This window comes from Tritonibacter sp. SIMBA_163, assembly GCF_046535935.1.
Classification (GTDB): domain Bacteria; phylum Pseudomonadota; class Alphaproteobacteria; order Rhodobacterales; family Rhodobacteraceae; genus Epibacterium; species Epibacterium scottomollicae.
Map to the genome: position 1 here is coordinate 1 of NZ_JAWJBP010001386.1, position 234 is coordinate 234.

The window sequence follows — 234 nt, forward strand, 5'->3', positions numbered from 1 at the left end:
CCACGAGCACATCAATTACCGGTTTCGCAGCAATGCCAGGCACTGCGGTGCTGCCGATATGCTGCACGTCCAGGCAATCGGATCCGAGCATTCCCCGGATTTCTGCAGCAGCATTTTCAAACGCAGCTGGCCATCCCTCATCATATGGCGTCACCCTTACTTTGCGCATTCTCTTCCTCCCTTAGGCCAATCAAAAAATCACCTTTTCCGAAATGGCAGCCCCTCGACTCCCAT

1 protein-coding gene is annotated in these 234 nt (G+C 53.8%); it reads right to left on the reverse strand.

The features are described 5' to 3' along the window. A partial coding sequence (locus tag R0J92_RS26835) for a GrpB family protein (RefSeq protein WP_411053926.1) occupies window positions 1-169 on the reverse strand: 169 nt, incomplete at its 3' end. Between the last annotated feature and the right edge of the window lie 65 nt (window positions 170-234).